General features: G+C 48.0%; 9 protein-coding genes. 3 read left to right on the top strand and 6 right to left on the bottom strand.

Translation table 11 applies throughout. The features are described 5' to 3' along the window. The first annotated feature begins 8 nt into the window (after positions 1-8). Complete coding sequence (locus AC0LWM_RS01355; RefSeq protein WP_474673103.1) at positions 9-881, top strand: carbohydrate ABC transporter permease; 873 nt, start codon at positions 9-11, stop codon at positions 879-881. 104 nt (positions 882-985) lie between these two features. Here AC0LWM_RS01355 and AC0LWM_RS01360 read toward each other — a convergent pair whose 3' ends face one another. Then, a complete protein-coding gene (locus tag AC0LWM_RS01360) occupies positions 986-1,579 on the bottom strand; it encodes a hypothetical protein (RefSeq protein WP_474673104.1) in 594 nt (197 codons plus the stop codon). Between the two features lie 304 nt (positions 1,580-1,883). On the opposite strand from AC0LWM_RS01360, the gene AC0LWM_RS01365 reads away from it, so the two are divergent. Continuing rightward, the gene (locus AC0LWM_RS01365) at positions 1,884-3,083 is read left to right on the top strand and encodes an oxalate decarboxylase family bicupin (protein ID WP_474673105.1); all 1,200 of its coding nucleotides are present in this window, start codon (positions 1,884-1,886) and stop codon (positions 3,081-3,083) included. Between the two features lie 93 nt (positions 3,084-3,176). On the opposite strand, the gene AC0LWM_RS01370 is transcribed toward AC0LWM_RS01365, so the two are convergent. Together AC0LWM_RS01370 and pdxR are read right to left on the bottom strand one after the other, a co-directional pair. Further along, entirely contained in the window at positions 3,177-4,208 is a 1,032-nt protein-coding gene (locus tag AC0LWM_RS01370) for a glycoside hydrolase family 18 protein (RefSeq protein ID WP_474673106.1), read from the bottom strand. Positions 4,209-4,301: 93 nt separating this feature from the next. Continuing rightward, on the bottom strand, positions 4,302-5,693 hold the full coding sequence (gene pdxR, locus AC0LWM_RS01375; RefSeq protein ID WP_474673107.1) for a MocR-like pyridoxine biosynthesis transcription factor PdxR: 1,392 nt from the start codon (positions 5,691-5,693) through the stop codon (positions 4,302-4,304). Positions 5,694-5,841: 148 nt separating this feature from the next. On the opposite strand from pdxR, the gene AC0LWM_RS01380 reads away from it, so the two are divergent. Beyond that, the gene (locus AC0LWM_RS01380) at positions 5,842-6,549 is read left to right on the top strand and encodes an aspartate/glutamate racemase family protein (RefSeq protein ID WP_474673108.1); all 708 of its coding nucleotides are present in this window, start codon (positions 5,842-5,844) and stop codon (positions 6,547-6,549) included. Positions 6,550-6,631: 82 nt separating this feature from the next. On the opposite strand, the gene AC0LWM_RS01385 is transcribed toward AC0LWM_RS01380, so the two are convergent. From AC0LWM_RS01385 to AC0LWM_RS01395, 3 genes are all read right to left on the bottom strand, one after another. Next, entirely contained in the window at positions 6,632-8,230 is a 1,599-nt protein-coding gene (locus tag AC0LWM_RS01385; RefSeq protein WP_474673109.1) for a C1 family peptidase, read from the bottom strand. Between the two features lie 64 nt (positions 8,231-8,294). Further along, positions 8,295-11,657 carry a hypothetical protein gene (locus AC0LWM_RS01390; RefSeq protein WP_474673110.1) on the bottom strand — a complete coding sequence of 1,121 codons (3,363 nt, stop codon included), beginning with the start codon at positions 11,655-11,657 and terminating at the stop codon, positions 8,295-8,297. Positions 11,658-11,734: 77 nt separating this feature from the next. Next, positions 11,735-14,629, bottom strand: coding sequence for an S-layer homology domain-containing protein (locus AC0LWM_RS01395; RefSeq protein WP_474673111.1), 2,895 nt, complete (start codon positions 14,627-14,629; stop codon positions 11,735-11,737). Positions 14,630-14,931: the final 302 nt, after the last annotated feature.

A 14,931-nucleotide genomic window follows, 5' to 3' on the forward strand; every position in this document is an offset into this window, starting at 1 on the left:
GACAACACGTGTACCACAAAACGCTGCCGTACCGCATCTTCCAAGTATTCAACTATACATTTCTCGCGGCCTTGTCCATTCTGTGCCTGCTGCCGCTGCTCCACCTGCTGATGGTATCGCTCAGCTCCAGCGCTCCCGCGAACGCGGGCCTGGTTACTTTTTGGCCGATCGGCTTTACATTCGAGGCTTATTCCAAAACGTTCGACAACGCTAATTTCCTGTCGGCGCTATGGATTTCGGTGCAAAGAACCGTTCTGGGAACCGCAATGGCCTTGTTCGTCAACACAATCGCCGCCTATGCGCTTTCGAAGGATACTCGCGTCTTCAGGGCGCGTAATATGTATCTCTGGTATTTTGTCGTCACGATGCTGTTCAGCGGTGGACTCATTCCGAGCTATATCCTGATTCTTAAGCTCGGATTGATGAATACGATGATGGCGCTGATCCTGCCTGGGTTGGTAGGCGTATACAATATCATTCTGATGCTCAACTTTTTCCGTGCCGTGCCGAAGGAGCTGGAGGAAGCCGCTTTTATCGACGGAGCCGGGCAATTCAGAACGTTTTTCATGATCTACCTGCCGGTGTCGCTGCCGGCCATCGCAACGATCGCCTTGTTCATCATGGTCGGCCATTGGAATTCGTATTTCGACGGGATGATTTATATGAAGGATGCGGAGAAGCTGCCGCTCGCCAGCTTCATGCAAACGATCATCGTTCAGGCGGACATGACGAAGATCGATCCCGAATTGCTCGCCAACTTGTCGCAGCGGACGATCAAGGCGTCGCAAATTTTTATCGGCGCGTTACCGATCCTGCTCGTTTATCCGTTCCTGCAGCGGTATTTCGTGAAAGGGATCGTGATCGGCGCGGTCAAGGAGTAGGAATAGGAGAAGCAATAGGGATAGCAATTTGGAAAAGCATTAGGATAACAATAGCAATGGCCCCCGGAGCATACGGCTTCGGGGGCTTCGTTATTGTTGCCCGATCAGGCCACCGTACATTCAAACTGCAGGTTGCCGAATTTGAAGATGAGTTGAAAGCCGATATCGGGTTCGAACTCGGGCGAAGGCTGATCCCGATATACGAAAACTTGCCTCAGGCGGGGCGACTTTACCCTTTCGCGTACGATTCGCGACAGTACCGCCGAATTGCCCGCGTTGATCGCCCGGACGATCCGGTCGGCATAAGCGCTGTTCAAGCTGATTTTGCGGAATAACGGGACGATGGCCGCAGCCATGATGCGAATCTGATCCGCCGTCGGGTTCTGCCTCTTCCTCCCGCTGGGGAATATCCCGAATCCATTTGTCGGATATGGCATTTGGAAATTGACCAGAAACCCGTCATAGCCGGTGATGAAAACGGGGGCGATGTACAGCGGGCGAATCAGCTTCTCCAAAGCATCGTGCGGGTCGTCGCTGCGCTGGCCATTGGCGATTCGCTTGGCAAAGGTGCGATTGTTCGCGATTTTCCGAAACAGCCGCAAAGCCCTGCCGGAAGTCACCTTGAGCGATCTTCGGTTCGCAAGCGGAAATGTCTGGCGAACCTTTGCCGCCAAGCGGCTTGAAATGCCTGAATCCATCGTTGCTTGCACCTCACAAACAAACATGATTTATGAATTGGCTCAAGCTCATTTTATTCGATAAGGGGCATCAGCGACTGTGCGGATGTGCTGCAAAACGATTCGGCTGCATAGATTTCAGTTTGTTCACAGGCTTTGTTGATGGACTAAATCATGATACAGCCCAATTCCCGTCCTTGTGAGGCCGCGAATATGACTTGATGAATCGTATAACCGGATACTAGATGCATGATAGGCAAGCCGTTATTCATAAAATTAAAAATATGTTTGATATAACAATAAAAGAATTGAGGGAGGTACTTCCATGACATATCCGCCTCAACGGGACGGCAAGCGGATGCAAGTTCCGCAGCCGATCCAAAGCGACGGTGCGGGCGGCATTGATCTTGGTCCGCGCGACATTCTTAGAGATATGGAAAATCCCGATATGCTCGTCCCGCCTGTTACGGATTCCGGCTTGCTGCCGAATTTGAAATTTTCGTTCTCCGACACGCATATGCAGTTGAATCACGGCGGTTGGTCCCGTGAAATCACGGTTCGGGATTTGCCGATCGCAACGACGCTTGCCGGCGTCAATATGAGCCTCACGCCGGGAGGCGTGCGCGAGCTGCATTGGCATCAGCAAGCGGAGTGGGCGTATATGCTGTGGGGCAGCGCACGGATTACGTCCGTCGATCAGGATGGGCGCAACTTTATTGCCGATGTCGGGCAAGGGGATCTATGGTATTTTCCGGCCGGTCTGCCCCATTCCATTCAAGGATTGGCGGAAGGATGCGAGTTCCTGCTCGTATTCGACGACGGCAACTTCTCCGACTTGAACACGCTATCGATCTCCGACTGGTTTGCGCACACGCCCAAAGACGTCCTGTCCGCCAATTTCGGCGTGCCCGCCGGCGCCTTCGACAACATTCCGACCGACCAAGTGTACATTTTCCAAGACCCGATTCCCGGACCAATCGAAAGCCAGGAGGTCGTCTCCCCCTATGGACCGGTTCCGCTCAGCTTCAAACACCGGCTATTGGCGCAGCCTCCGATCCGAACATCCGGCGGGACCGTACGCATCGCGGACTCGAGAAACTTTCCGATCGCAAAAACAATCGCGGCCGCGCTGGTCGAAATCGAACCCGGCGCCATGCGGGAGCTGCATTGGCATCCGAACAATGACGAGTGGCAATACTACTTATCTGGGCAAGGGCGAATGACGGTTTTTGCCGGGAACGGCGCGGCGCGAACCTTCGATTATCGGGCGGGCGACGTCGGCTACGTTCCTTTTGCATTCGGGCACTACATCCAGAATACCGGACGGCAATCGCTTTGGTTTCTGGAAATGTTCAAAAGCGACCGGTTCGTCGATGTCTCGTTAAACCAATGGATGGCGCTGACTCCACGCGACCTCGTCCGGGACAATCTGCGGGTGGGGCCGGAGCTTCTCGACGCTTTGCGCAAGGAGAAACAGCCGGTCGTGAAATATCCCGGCTTCTCTTATTATCCGAGACAATCGTAAACAGGAAGAACGGGATTACGACGAGACAAAAAAACGCCGGGAATCCATATCACGGAATCCTGGCGTTTTTCTATAAAGCCGATGAACCGAGCGTTAGCTCAAGCCTTTGTGAATCGCATCAAGCAGCTTGCCGGTCGTATCGCAGCTGTATTCCCAGAACATAATGCCGGCCAAGCCTTCTTTTTTGACAAACTCGCATTTATGGGCTAGAGATTCCGCATCGTCATAGGTAATGAAGCTGCTGCCGTTGAACAGATACGGTGTTTTCGCTTCTTCGTCCCAATGCCTAACGTAGCCGTTCTTGCCGATGAACTCGGCCTCAAGGCGCGCGTAATCCGGACCGTATCCGCCGGAGCCCGACGACATTTGATGCAGCCCGTTGTTCTGTGCAGGCACGTTATCCCATTTGCGGGAGTAGAACGCGGCACCGATAACGATTTTGTCCAGCGGTACCCCGGCGTTGTGAAAAATACGTACCGACGCCTGGACGCTGATGCGGAACAGATCGCCCGTTGACGTAAACAGGTTCGTATGGTGGCCGGTCAACGTCTGGAAGCCGCCGCGCATATCGTAAGTCATAAGCTGGACGAAGTCCAAATATTGCTGCACCTGGTCCATTTCCGTTCCGTCCACGTAATATTGATCCGCTCCGGCCGCGATCGTCAGCAAATAATGTTTGCCGTCCTGCGCCCCTTTACGGTCCAGCGCTTCCCTCATTTCTTTCATGAGCAGCGTGAAGTTCGTTTTATCATCAGGGCTGGAGTGAATGCCCGCTGCCGAATAGCACGGATATTCCCAGTCGAAGTCGATCCCGTCGAACGGGTGAGCCTCGATGATGCGGAGTGCGGAATCCGCCATCTTCCGCCGTCCTTCCGCCGTGGAAGCCGCTTCGGAGAAACCTCCGGCACTCCATCCGCCTACGGACAGGAGAAATTGCAGCTCGGGATTGTACTGCTTCAGCTGCTGCAAGCTATCCAGATGCTTTAAATGATCGATATGTATTTCATCGCTCCGCACGTGACCGAATGCTACATTTAAATGAGTAAGCTTCAGGGCATCCTCTTTCGTAATTTTGGGCAGCCATTTGTCGCCGGCGTATCCGGCTTTAATCCAATTGGTTTTCATGTATTCTCGTATTCCTCTCCATTCCATTCTGGTTGCGATCATTAATACTATACCCTTTGTAGCTGTTCATGAAAAGTGTTCATTATTCTACCGCTACCCAATTATCGTTTTCATGCGGCGAACGCCTTCCCGGATCAAGTCCGTGCTCAATCCCCCGTAGCCGAGCACCACGCTATCCGCAAAATCGTTTTGGGCAAGAGCAAATTGCTCCACGGGATATACGATCAATCCATGCTCCTTGAATTGCCCAAGCAGCGGCTCCCGAAACGAAATGCCCGAGAATCGGACGACAAGATGCATGCCTGCGGCCAGCCCCAAAATGTCGACTTCTCCAAAATGCTCCTTCAAGCTTTGAATGAGCACTTCCCTGCGTTTGCGGTACACTTTGCGCATTCGGCGAATGTGCCGCTCCAGATGTCTCTTTTCAATAAATCGGGCTAATATGAGCTGCTCCAGCACCGAGGTGTGCCTGTCCAAATACCATTTGTTCCTGCGAAAATGGGCTAACAGCGCGTCCGGGAGAACAAGATAACCGATCCTTAACGAAGGAGACAGGATTTTGCTGAACGTGCCGACGTAGATCACTTTGTCGGGATCGAGCCCTTGCATGGAATGGACGGGAACGCCGTCGTACGTGAACTCGCTGTCATAATCGTCCTCGACAATGTAGCAATCCATCGCTCTTGCGTATTCGATCAATTGAATGCGTCTTTGAATCGGCAAAGTGCCTCCGAGTGGAAACTGGTGGGATGGCGTAACGAATACGAAGCTGGGCTTTTCCGTTGAGGACAGCCGGTCGGGAATAATCCCCTTCTCATCCACCGGAACGGGACGAACCTCGGCTCCCGCGGTCGTGAATATCGCCCGCATTTCACTGGCGGCAGGGTCTTCCACTGCGATATAGGACGCCGAATCGGTCAATAGTTTCGTAATCAGGTACAACGCTTGCGTAGCGCCGCTCGTGATGAGGATTTGATCGGGACGGCAGCGAACCCCTCTCACTTGCCGCAAATACGGAGCCAGCACCTGTCTGAGCTCCAATGCGCCTTCGGGCTCGATATAGCTGAATAATCGCTCCGGCGATTCGTAACATGCTTCCTTCGCCAACCGCCCCCACAAATGGCGCGGAAAATAATCCGTCGCCGGCCGGCTTGCATGGAAATCGATAACAGGCTTTTCCTTGTGCCGATTGGGAACAATGCCGCCACTTCCCTCATCGGCTGCGCCCGGTTTAAGACGAAGTGCAGCCCCCTCCGCGACAAATGTGCCTGACCGAGGCCGAACTTCCAGATAACCTTCCGTCAGCAGTTGATCGTATGCTTCCATAATTACATTGCGGGAGACGCCGCTTTGCGCGGATAATTCTCTCGAGGACGGCAGCTTCGTCCCTTCCCCCAGAACCCCGCTCCAAATCGCCGAACGTATTTGTTCATACACTTGTGTCGTCAACGTAAGCTCCGAAGCTCTATCCACCGTAATCAGCATGCTTGTCCGATCCTTTCATTTATCTGGTTCTATACAAATAGTGAAGTCGTGGCTCTTTTGAAACCAGTTTTCTCGTAATAAGATGATACCAAGAAGAAACGTCAATTGAAAGTCGAAAGAACTTACTATTGAAATGGAGCTGTTCAGCATGAAAAAAACGATGAAAACGATCGGATTAATCGGCGGTTTGAGCTGGGAATCGACGACGGAATATTATCGGCATATCAATCGGATCATGAATGAAAAGTTAGGCAAGCTGCACTCGGCGAAATGCATGCTTTATTCGATGGATTTCGAAGAAATCGTGAAGCTGCAAGAACGGGGAGAATGGGAAGAAGCTACTCGGATGATGGTGGATGCGGCCCAAAGGCTGGAAGCCGGCGGAGCGGACATGATCGTCATTTGCACGAATACGATGCACAAAATGGCCGACGAAGTGCAAGCCTCTGTCGGAATCCCGCTGCTGCACATTATCGACGCAACCGCAGACCGAATCAAACAACAAGGCCTGCGTAAAGTGGGGCTGATGGGCACGCGTTATACGATGGAGCAGGAGTTTTACCGCGAGCGGCTGAAGCGGCAAGGGATTGAAGCCGTCATCCCGGGCGACGAGGAAAGAGATTTGATCCACGGCGTTCTGCTGCACGAATTGTTCAAAGGAAATTGCATGCCGGAATCCAAAGCCAAATTTTTGGAGATCATTGAAAGACTCCATGCGCAAGGTGCTGAGGGGATCATTCTAGGATGTACGGAAATTCCTTTGCTGATCCAGCCGGAGGACTCCGCCATTCCGCTTTTTGATACGACTCGAATTCATGCCGAGAAAAGCGTAGAGTTTGCGCTAGCTACGTCATAGGGACATAACGGGAATCGATATCGTACATGCTCATGCGCCTCCCCCCTTATGGGGGAGCGCTTTACATTCTATAATGAAAGAATTATCGGACGCCGATTACGAATCGAAGTTGGTCCAAATTTTTACCGTTAAAGTCAAAATCCTTTTTCTTTATACGGAATACTTTGTATTGCCCCGCGTTCACCGCTTCATCTGATACGATGTCATACTCCGTTTGGTTATACATCACTTTTATACTCAATTTGCCGTCGGATTTCAATGTGAGGGGAATGTCCACGTATTCAATAACATTTTCATACTTATAAGCACTTCCGCTTGCATGTTCTACTTTCCCGGATTTATAGAATGGGATATCAAAGGAAGCTTTAGGTGTACCGTTGCTATATGGAATTATGCTTAATTGATAAGAACCGTCTTTGGCCATATTACCTTCGCGATCTTTCCCGTTCCAAGTCAACATATTCAAACCTTGTTTTCCTAGTAAATCGTTCTCTTCGTAAACGACCTCGTTATTTTCGCCCTTTATTTTGATGTCAAATCTGCCTGTGCCTGAAAAATTCATATGGAAAGTAACATCATCGTTTACCTCCAACTGAAGCTGCTCTTCTGTAACATTTACAAGATCGGTAAAAACATATCCTTCCATTGCATAGTTGGTGAAGGCTTTATAGCTGATGTAGCTATACCCGTCGTTCCCCCAGCCTCGTCCCCAGGAGTTGATTAATTTGAAGGCGCCGACGCCATCAAAGCTTACAAAGTTATCATCATACCCGACGATGACATATGCATGATTGCCGGTATAGGAGTTATCGTTCGTAATGATGCTGTTGCCAATGGAATCGATATAAGGATAAACAAAGTTCCACCCGACTCTGCTTCCCGCAACGACGAGATCCCCGGTGTTCAAGTATTGTTTCGTCGTGCTTACGATGTAATCGTCGGTATCAATTTCCGAATATAATAATCGCCAATCCCGAACTCTGTGCGGATAGGCGCTTTGCACGACATCCGCATTAGGCTTAGTTAAATAATCCCCTGGTATATACGGAAATTTCTCTAATGTAGCGTCGCCCATGGATTGCAATAGCTGAGCAGCAGCCAAAAGCGACGTGCCGTTATCTTGTCCGCCGTTAATCTGGTTGTAAATAAAGTTGGGACTGAATACGTGACTGTTTATGGCGATGCCTGAATGTTTCACGTCCCAGCCGATATCCTTCGCCTGCTGAAAGGTTCTCAAGTAATATCCGGTGGACCAGCCGACGCAGCTGTTCTCCCACTGTTCTCCGACAGGGGGTAAATATGGCGAATCCGAAAAGTCGACTGCCGGAGGCAACGATGCGGACGCCAGCCCATAACGTCTTAACTCCGTTTCGATGGATTGGGCCAACTCCCTGTCGCCGCGCTTTGGACTTGCGCTTTCTTGCAGCCCTGTCCACTTGGGACGAATGATCCCCGATGCGACGATTGTCCATTGGCCGTTGTTTCTTTCAAGCTTCTTGATATAATAATCGCCTTGCAACTGAGTAAATATTTCCGTATGTGTTTCATCTATTATTCTTTCTTCAACTAGCTTTTCGCCATCCTCCAAAGGATATATATCCTCTGCGTAGGATAATTTGAAACTTGTTGCAAATAACAGTATAACGAATGCGGCCAGTATGTAACGTCTCATGATTCTCATGATCGATCATTATCCTTTCAAAGGATACGAGGGTGGGCGTTGGCCCACCCTCGTATTGTTGGAATTAAGGTCTTGTTACATTGTAGATCGCTTTCTTCAGCGGATTTTTGTTCTCGGATTTGTCGATGACCAGAATGTTGTTGTTCTGATCTTCGACAACTTCAACCGTGATATCTCCGTTTGCAGGAATCACGTTGCCCAGGTTCAAGACGATTTCACGATTCGTATCGCCGCCGGCAGGAAGTACTGCAGTAACTACAGTCCATACTTGACCGCCGATCGTAACCTTAAAGTTATTGGCTGTCGAGATTGGATCAGCTTTCAATGCAGGATCGACATGATAACGAACCGGTTCGTTGAAGGTGAGCAGGATTTGTTTTTCGCCCGTAACGATCGCGCTTGTTACGACCGGACGAGTGTTGTCGCGAAGTCCGACTACGGTTTGTACCTCAGTCATCATACCGCCGTCCGGTGCCGTTACGCCGCGAACGATGATCTCGTAATCACCGTTTTCCGCAATGCTGTCTTGAGGAACTTTGAATACGGCATATTGACGCACGTCATTAGGATTGCTGTTATTGACTACATAGTCAATGACCGTATCTGTGCCGAGCTCGGTATCCCAATCCGCAAGCGTTTTTCCATCGATGATGTAGTTCTCCTTGTTCTTCAAAGTATCCACTTTAATCGTACCCGTGAACTCGATCTTCATCGATTGCGTAGGCTCATCGTAGTTGATCAATTGCTTGCTCGTTTGAGGTACGTATTGCCCCGGTTCTTGACCTGGAGGCTTTGGATCAACCTTAACAATTGCGGTTTGCGCATTGGAGGTGAATCCTAAACCTTCATCGATTTGGAACCACCAGAAGTAATCGTCATCGTCACGTGCGTCATCAACGTGCAGGATGTCATACGAATTTCCGGCGAATTCGAAGTCGAAGCCAACGTCGGACAGCGGATTTTGACCACCGTCATACTGGAAGTTGATATCCTTAGGCGCGTCCGTGAAATATCCCGAAGGGAACTCCACCGTATAGTTTACGCCTGCTACAAGCTTACCGTCACGATCCAGCAATTGCGGATACATGCTTAGATCCAGGTTGATCAAATCATTGGTGTAATCATACGTAATATTGCCTGGCCCACCAGGATTCAGGTCCGTACCTTCAATGCCGTAGTCGTGCGGCCTCAAGTCGCGGTTGGAAACCATAGCTATATGCTTGGCGTTGTTTGCATCGACATAAGATACCTTAACTGGCAAATACGTATCGGAATTCGTTTGGTCAAGTACGATTTTATTTCCGAATCGCTTGGAGCCGGCATCATATTCATATGCAACCGGGCTGACCCAGAAATGCAGGTTGGAATCCGCTCTCCACTGTTCCGGAATGACATCCTTGACTTGAAGCGTGAGGCTAGCACCACGAGTTTCATATGCGATATTCTGATCCGGATTAACGACGACCGGAGCCAAAGTATCGTCGACAAGTTTCATATAGCTTTGCGTGTAATCATCGCCCACAACCGGTTGCGACGAAACCGGATCGTTATTCACGACGATATTTTGTGCACGAACCGTTCTATTGATGGAATTTTGCCCGTCATAAGCAAGCACTTGGTCTTGGAATACACCGGTAGGGATATAGTCAATAGGCTCGTTATCAACGGCCGGTACCGCAACATAAGAGTAATACTTGCCATTGCTGGATAGAGCCGACTTCGGAATCGGCATCGTTGCCCAGAATCCTATGCCTTCGCCATCCGGATTTTCGATCGCCAGCACGCCTTGGGCGCCCGCCCGGTTAAACTCTACCCGGAAGATGTTGTCGGCGACTTGGACAATCTCCTTCACTACTGGCTTAACAATGACAGGTGGTACGGAAGCATCATCCTTGAATTTCACATCAAAGTAGTGCTCGGAGGATACTTCGATATTGCCTGCAAGGTCCGTCACGCCAACCATACGGATGGTATAGTTTTTACCTGTCATAAACGGTTCGTTAGGCGCAGCCTTCACCGCTGCTTCGACATCCAATACAACTTGCTTCGCGCCTGTATAAGTGGCGTCCGCACCCATTTGGAATTTCATGAATTGATCCAGATTGCCTTGGCTGCGGGAAGCGACGAGCTTGCCATTCACATACAACTGAACGTTTCTCAATCTTTCAAAATCGGATTTGTCCAGATCATGCGTATCGAATACAGGCTCGGAATAAGTGAACAGCAGTTGTTCGCCGACTTGTTTGTCGGACCGGAACAATTCGAAGTTGCCAAGATCCTTACCTTTAGCCGCACCGGCTATAGCGCTGCCTCCTGCCGCACCAAAGTTTGGCTGAGCTTTAATCACACTCACATCCAGAAGCTCAGGTTTCACTTCATCCAAAATTCGGATTGGCTTTACAGCCGTATTAATCGTCAGCTTGCCATTCTTATCCTTCACGTTGCGCACGGCAACATTGACACTAACGTCCTTCGTCAATGGTTTAAGAATGACAGGTCCAGGCTTGGAGGTTTGAAGCTCAACTGTTAATGTTCTTTCGGCATCCTCAGCCCCTACCGGATGAGGGTAAGTACCTAGTTCAGCATCCACGACATTCGTAAAACGTGCATCTTCCGGAAGATAGATATTGACTTCCGTTTTTCCGTTAACATTGGTTGCTACGATGTGATCCTTCCACCAGTCGCCAGGATAAGTCGTTTGGATCTGGCTCAACTGGTTGCTGTCTTGCAGTGTAGGAAGGAGTCCATACTTCGCATCTCCGTCTACGATTTCCATGTAGTAGTTATTCGGATTTACGGCACTTGCATGGTCAACTACATCGTTGAAGGTTACTTTAATGTTGCGGTAGTTTACAAATTCGATCTTTTCAACAGCCGTTGCCCCAACTACAGGTGGAGTGTAGTTTACAGAGACAACATAGTCATTACCTAGATATTTAACAGTTACATTGTTAGTGCCGTTACTTAAGGGCGACACCGTAAACTGTTTGGTTACATTATCCGAGAATTTTACCTCAATCGTTGTGCCTGTCAAAGCTTTAGCGCTCAAAACCGTAATTTCTGCTTCTACTTCTTCGCCGACAAGATCGTCGAAGTTTCTAAAAGTAGATTTCTTTCCATTGGCATCCGTGTAAAGAATGTTGCTTAATTCTGCCTTTTGTGCGTCTGTTATAGCTTGCCTGTTAAACAGTCCTACAAACCCAGTTGTTTGACCCGGATTATTGAAATACAGTTTTCCATTCGCCGCATTCAAGGCATTTTGGATTTCTTGTGTATTACCACTGAATAGCGCATCGATGGAGAAAGCTTTGTTTCCGATAACTACTGTGCTCGCAGGCAGTGCTGCCGCAGTTGAACTAAATAACATGGTAGCTGCTGCGGTTAGTGTTGCGACTTTGGTGAATTTTCTCACTTTTTTTCTTTTCACGAAAAATATCCTCCCTATAATAATTGTTTTATTAATTAAATGTACAATGACATCTAATCCAAGGAATTGTTTGATTCTTATTTCTGAACTTCGAACGTGTAAATTTTGGTGTTATTTTCCTTTATATTTACTGTGATCGTACCGATTACATTTCCGGTATTATCCAGAATTGAAACATTCCGTTCAGTTTCTTCGGGAGCAAATACGTCAACGAAATTATCTTTTCCGATTACAGTAGCCTCCCCGGCACCTTGTACTTTGAACTTGGCTCCAACCGTTGAAGAAATTACAGTAATTCTTTTAAATCCCAATGCCGATTCCACTTTTATTTCCGCTGTGGCCGTATCTGGAGCAGTCGACACTACTTTTACTGTTACTTTGCGTTCAACGGCCGCAAGATTTTTTGAATCCTTAACATTGTAAGTAAGCACATATTCTCCAACTTTAGAGGTATCAACCTGATCTTCCCCTGTCTTAATGATCCGGTCCGTAATAATTCCATCTTCGGGATCATTGGCAGTTACGGTTGGTACTTCGAATTGATCTCCAACTTTAAGTGTAATGATTCCATCGTTTATATTGTCTGGCTCAACGACCGTAATAACCGGTTTCTGATTTGGCGGGTTGCCGTCACCATGAGCTTCGAACGTATGGATATTTGTACTGGCTTTACTTACATCAACCGTAATTGTGCCAAGTACTTTGCCTGCAGCATCCAGAATCGTAATGATTTGCGTGTTTTTTGTTGGAAACACAGTGATTTCTTTTCCAAAAGACTCGACTGAATCGGATTCTTCTACTTTGAATTTGGTTCCAACCGTTGAATTTTTTACAGTAATCTTCTTTGCATCCAATGCACCGGTTTGCACAGTTATTTCTGCAGTAGGATACAGAGATTCGAACGTATAGTCTTTTGTACTTTCCTTACTTACATCAACTGTAATCGTGCCCAGTACTTTGCCTGCAGCATCCAGAATCGTAACGATCTGTGTTTCTTTTGAAGAGAACACTGTGATTACTTTCCCAAAATTCTCGACTGAATCGGATTCTTCTGTTTTGAATTGGGCTCCAGCGTTCGAATGATTTACAGTAATTCTTTTTGCTTCCATTAGCCCCGCTTGCACTGTTATATTTGCAGTTGCCGTAACCGTCTTATTCGTCACTACTTTTACTGTTACTTTTTGTTCATCGGCGGCAAGATTTTGTGAATCCTTAACATTGTAAGTAAGCGGATATTCACCAACCTTGGAGGTATCAACCTGCCCTTCGCCTTTCTTAACGATCCGGTTAGTAATGTCTCCATCTTCCGGATCATTGGCAGTTACAGTTGGTGCTACGAATTGATCTCCTACTTTAAGTGTTATGATTCCATCATTCGTGCCGTCCGGCTCGACAACCTTGATGACAGGTTTTTGATTGCCCTGAACTTCAAACGTATAGTCTTTTGTACTTTCCTTACTCACATCAACCGTAATCCTGCCAAGTTCTTTACCAGCAGCATCACGAATCATGACGATTTGGGTGTCTTTTGAAGTGAGCACAGTGATTGCTGTTTTAAAAGCCTCGACTGAATCGGATTCTTCTACTTTGAATTTTTCTCCAACCGATGCAGAATTTACAGTAATTCTCTTTGAATCCAGTGCCCCGAGTTGTACTGTAATATTCGCTGTTGCCATTACAGGCGCTACTACTTTTACCGTTACTTTGCGCTCATCAGCCGCAAGATTCTGCGAATCTTTAACGTTGTAAGTAAGCGGATAATCGCCGGCTTTAGAGGTATCTACACGATCTTCACCCGTTTTAACGATTTTGTGCGTAATATTTCCATCTTCCTTATCCGTCGCAGTAACCGTTGGCGCCACGAATCGATCACCTACTTTAAGCGTAATGACTCCGTCATTTACGTTATCCGGCTCTACTACCTTAATGACAGGTTTTTCATTAGTTTGAGTGCCCCCGCCTGGATTGCCACCCGGATTGCCACCTGGATTGCCTCCTGGGTTGCCACCACCGCCGCCACCGCCACCACCGCTGACAGCTGCGTTTTCGACTGTTACCTTAAACGTGGCCACTCCATCCTTCATGCCGTCTTTCTTAGCTGTCACTGTAACGGTTACCGTTCCCGCTTTAACGCCTTTGACTTCAACATCAGCGCCTTTCAAGGTAGCCGTCGCTACTTTATCGTCACTGCTTTGGACGGTTACTTTGGCATCTCCCGGCACCGTTTTTACAGTTACTTTTGCCGTAGCGTTAACATTGACTTTTTGATCTTTGATGGCTTCGATCGTCACGCTTTTTGTTTCTTTCGGTTCTTCTTTCGGCTCTTCTTTTGTTCCGCCCTTTTGGCCTAGCGCATTATTCAAGACGACAACAGACTCTGCTCTTGTAATCGTGTTCTGAGGTTTAAAGCTTCCATCAGGGTATCCCTTCATGAAACCAGCCTTTACTGCTGCGCCTATGTAGCCTTTACTCCAGTTGGAGAAAGCGGCTGAATCAGTAAAATCGCTTGCTCCGCTTGCATCCTCATCTAATGCTTTGAGCCGAGCAACGATAGAGGCTACTTCTTCTCGCGTAATGTTTGCGTTTGGTTTTACTGTACCGTCGCTATATCCATTCATGTATCCGGCTTTTTTCGCTTTTTCAATTTCCGGATAGTACCAGGCATCTTTATTGACATCCGTGAATGAAATAGCTGCCTTGTCAATCAATTTGAACGATCTGTTTACTAATGCGGCAAATTCAGCTCTTGTAATCGCATTGTTCGGTTTGAATGTGCCATCTGAATAACCTGATACAAGTCCTCCTTCAATCCAAGCCGATATTTCCTTGTTTGCCCAATGCCCCTCGATATCGGATGCTGAAGCGGATTGAGCATTTGCAAATCCCGCAGGAAATGCCAGTGCTGCAAGTAGCATAACGGTTAGCAGCAATAAGTGAATGCTTCTTCTTGTTCTTTTCGAAGTGCGGTTCATTAATTAAAGCTCCTCTCGTTATATTGATACACTTTCGTGATACAAAGCGTATCTCCAGACCGAATCATAAAATACATTTTGTAGCCAGTCAAGCATTATTTTTCCATGTAATTCACATTTTTCCCGCAACAAAATAACCAAGCATTTCTGCTTCGATATGTTGATTTGCTATATATCCTCCTCCCGTTTTCAATACCTAGTAAAATATGCATTGAAAAATTTTGTGTGAAACCAACCAGTCTGTTTTCCATGTGCGTTCAACCACACAAGACGAATATTATGTTTTTGAAATACTCATTATT

Source organism: Paenibacillus sp. sgz302148 (genome assembly GCF_056120465.1).